Here is a 2,886-nt window from a genome sequence, read left to right on the forward strand (position 1 = left end):
ACCGCCACCTCGCCCATGCGCTGGCGCATCTCCTCGTCGACGATCGGCGAGGGGGATTCCTCGATCAGCTTCTGATGACGCCGCTGGATGGAGCACTCGCGTTCGCCCAGGTGGATCACATTGCCGTGGACGTCGGCCAGGATCTGCACCTCCACGTGCCGGGCGCCTTCCACCAGCTTCTCCAGGTAGACGTCGTCGTCCCCGAAGGCCGCCATCGCCTCGCGGCGGGCCGCTGCCAGGGCATCGGGCATCTCCTCCATGGAGCGCACGATCCGCATGCCCTTGCCGCCGCCCCCGGCGGAGGCCTTGATCAGGATGGGGAAGCCGATGCGTCGGGCGGCTTCCATCAGATCCTCATCGGAGAGGCCGCCGTCGGTGCCGGGGACGATGGGGACGCCCAGGGCTTTGGCCATCTTGCGGGCAGTAGCCTTGTCGCCCATCGCCCCGATGGCCTGGGGCGGCGGCCCGATGAAGGTGATCCCCGCTTCGGCGCAGGCCCTGGCGAAATCCGGTCGTTCCGACAGGAACCCGTAGCCGGGGTGGATGGCATCGGCGCCCGCCCGGCGGGCGACGTCGATGATCTTGTCGATGCGCAGGTAGCTTTCCCGGGCCGGGGCGGGCCCGAGGCAGTAAGCCTCGTCGGCGTAGCGCACGTGCAGGGCGTCCCGGTCGACCTCCGAGAACACCGCCACCGTGCGGATCCCCAGCTCACGGCATGCCCGGATGACCCGCACGGCGATCTCGCCGCGGTTGGCGATCAGGATTTTGCGGAACATCCTGGAACCTCCTGTAGGAACGGGCCGAGGGCTCAGAGCGGGATGTTCCCGTGCTTCTTGGGCGGGTTCTGATCCCGCTTGTTCTGGAGCATCTCGAGGGCGTTGATAAGGCGGGGGCGGGTTTCCTTGGGCTCGATGACGTCGTCGACGAAGCCGTAGGAGGCGGCGACATAGGGGTTGGCGAACTTCGCCCGATATTCCGCCACCAGCTCCGCCCGCCGGGCCTCTGGATCCGGCGCCTCCGCGATCTCGCGCCGGAAGATGATGTTGACCGCGCCCTCCGGCCCCATCACCGCCAGCTCCGCCGTGGGCCAGGCCAGCACGAGGTCCCCTCGGATATGGCGGGAGTTCATCACGCAGTAGGCGCCGCCGTAGGCTTTACGGGTGATCACTGTGATCTTGGGGACGGTAGCTTCGGCGTAGGCGTAAAGGAGCTTGGCCCCGGCTTTGATGATGCCGCCGTGCTCCTGGGCAATGCCCGGCATAAATCCCGGCACATCCTCGAACGTGATGATGGGGATGTTGAAGGCATCGCAGAAGCGGACAAACCGCGCCGCCTTCTCGCTGGCTTTGATGTCCAGCACCCCGGCCAACACCGCCGGCTGGTTGGCCACGATCCCCACGCTGTGCCCGCCCAGGCGGGCGAAGCCGATCACGATGTTCGGGGCATAATCGGGCTGGACCTCGAAGAAATCCCCGTTGTCCACAATCAGGCGGATCACCTCTTTGATGTCGTAGGGGCGGGTGGGGTCGTCGGGGACGATCTCGTTGAGGCGCTCCTCCATGCGCAACGGGTCATCGCCGTTGGGCACGAAGGGGGGATCTTCCATGTTGTTCGAAGGGAGATACGAGAGGAGCTTGCGGATCATATAGAAAAGGTCGGCCTCGGTGTCGGCGGCGAAGTGGGCCACGCCGCTGATCGTCGTGTGGACGTCCGCCCCGCCCAGCTGCTCGAAGGTGACTTCCTCGTGGGTGACCGCCTTCACCACATCCGGACCGGTGATGAACATGTAGCTGGTTCCCCGCACCATGAAAATGAAATCCGTGAGGGCGGGGGAATAGACGGCGCCGCCGGCGCAGGGGCCCAGGATGGCGCTGATCTGGGGGATCACGCCGGAGAGCATGACGTTGCGCAGGAAGATGTCGGCGTAGCCGCCGAGGGAGAGGACGCCCTCCTGGATCCGGGCGCCGCCGGAGTCGTTGAGGCCAATGAGGGGCGCCCCATTTTTCATGGCCATGTCCATGATCTTCACGATCTTGCGAGCATGGCCCTCCCCCAGGCTCCCTCCCAGCACCGTGAAGTCCTGGGAGTAAACAAAAACCAGACGTCCTTCGATGGTGCCCCATCCGGTCACCACACCGTCCCCCAGGTAGCGGCGCTCCGCCAGCCCGAAGTCGGTCACCCGGGTGGTGACGAAGGGATCCACCTCACGGAAGGAGCCTTTATCCAGCAGAAGCTCCAGCCGCTCGCGGGCGGTGAGCTTCCCCTTTGCACGCTGCTGGGCGATCCGCTCCGGGCCGCCGCCCTGCTGAGCGTCCGCCCGCAACCGCCGCAACTGCTCCAGGCGATCCTCGATGATCTCAATACGCATAAGTCCGCTCCAGGGTGGAATAAAAGCCGCCCAATTAACAAAAGGACACGTTTTCATTATAACTCGAGGGGGAGCAATCTCAGAAGGAATCGGGCAGAGAGGGAAAAATATCCTCCGCCCCAAAGGGGGGCTACCTGTCCGGAGCGTGTCCGACAAGTTTTACGACCCGGCGCTCCGTCAACAGGCTGAGGGGCTGGAACACGAAGCGATGGTCTCGAACCGTCCAGCGCCCAAAGATGAAAAGTGGGATATGCTTCATCTCGCAGCATAACGGTCAGGCCATTTCATTTCACCTCTCTCCCAAAGAAATCTTACGCCATGGGCAACTTCGGGCGGCGAGTTTGATCCAAGCGCCTCTGAGAGGGGAGCGGGCCAGGCCCCTTCCCCCTGCCCCCTGAAAAAATCGTTTTGGGGCTGGAGCGCCGCCTACAGCGGCGCTCCAGCCCCAAAACCTGTGGGAGAGCGCAGTGTGAACACTGCTCGTGGCAGAAGCGATCAATCGCAGAAGCGATCAATCA

General features: G+C 64.4%; 2 protein-coding genes. Both read right to left on the bottom strand.

The features are described 5' to 3' along the window. On the bottom strand, nucleotides 1-776 hold a 776-nt coding region (locus NZM16_RS11710; protein WP_295480531.1), incomplete at its 3' end, for a biotin carboxylase N-terminal domain-containing protein. A gap of 32 nt (nucleotides 777-808) precedes the next feature. Further along, entirely contained in the window at nucleotides 809-2,368 is a 1,560-nt protein-coding gene (locus NZM16_RS11715) for an acyl-CoA carboxylase subunit beta (RefSeq protein ID WP_295451650.1), read from the bottom strand. Nucleotides 2,369-2,886: the final 518 nt, after the last annotated feature.

Source organism: Thermoflexus sp. (assembly GCF_025055495.1).
In the GTDB taxonomy this organism is placed as follows: domain Bacteria; phylum Chloroflexota; class Anaerolineae; order Thermoflexales; family Thermoflexaceae; genus Thermoflexus.

Bases quoted from the DNA above. Each gene is read 5' to 3' on its own strand.
- NZM16_RS11715 (WP_295451650.1), bottom strand. From the start codon at position 2,368: ATGCGTATTGAGATCATCGAGGATCGCCTGGAGCAGTTGCGGCGGTTG.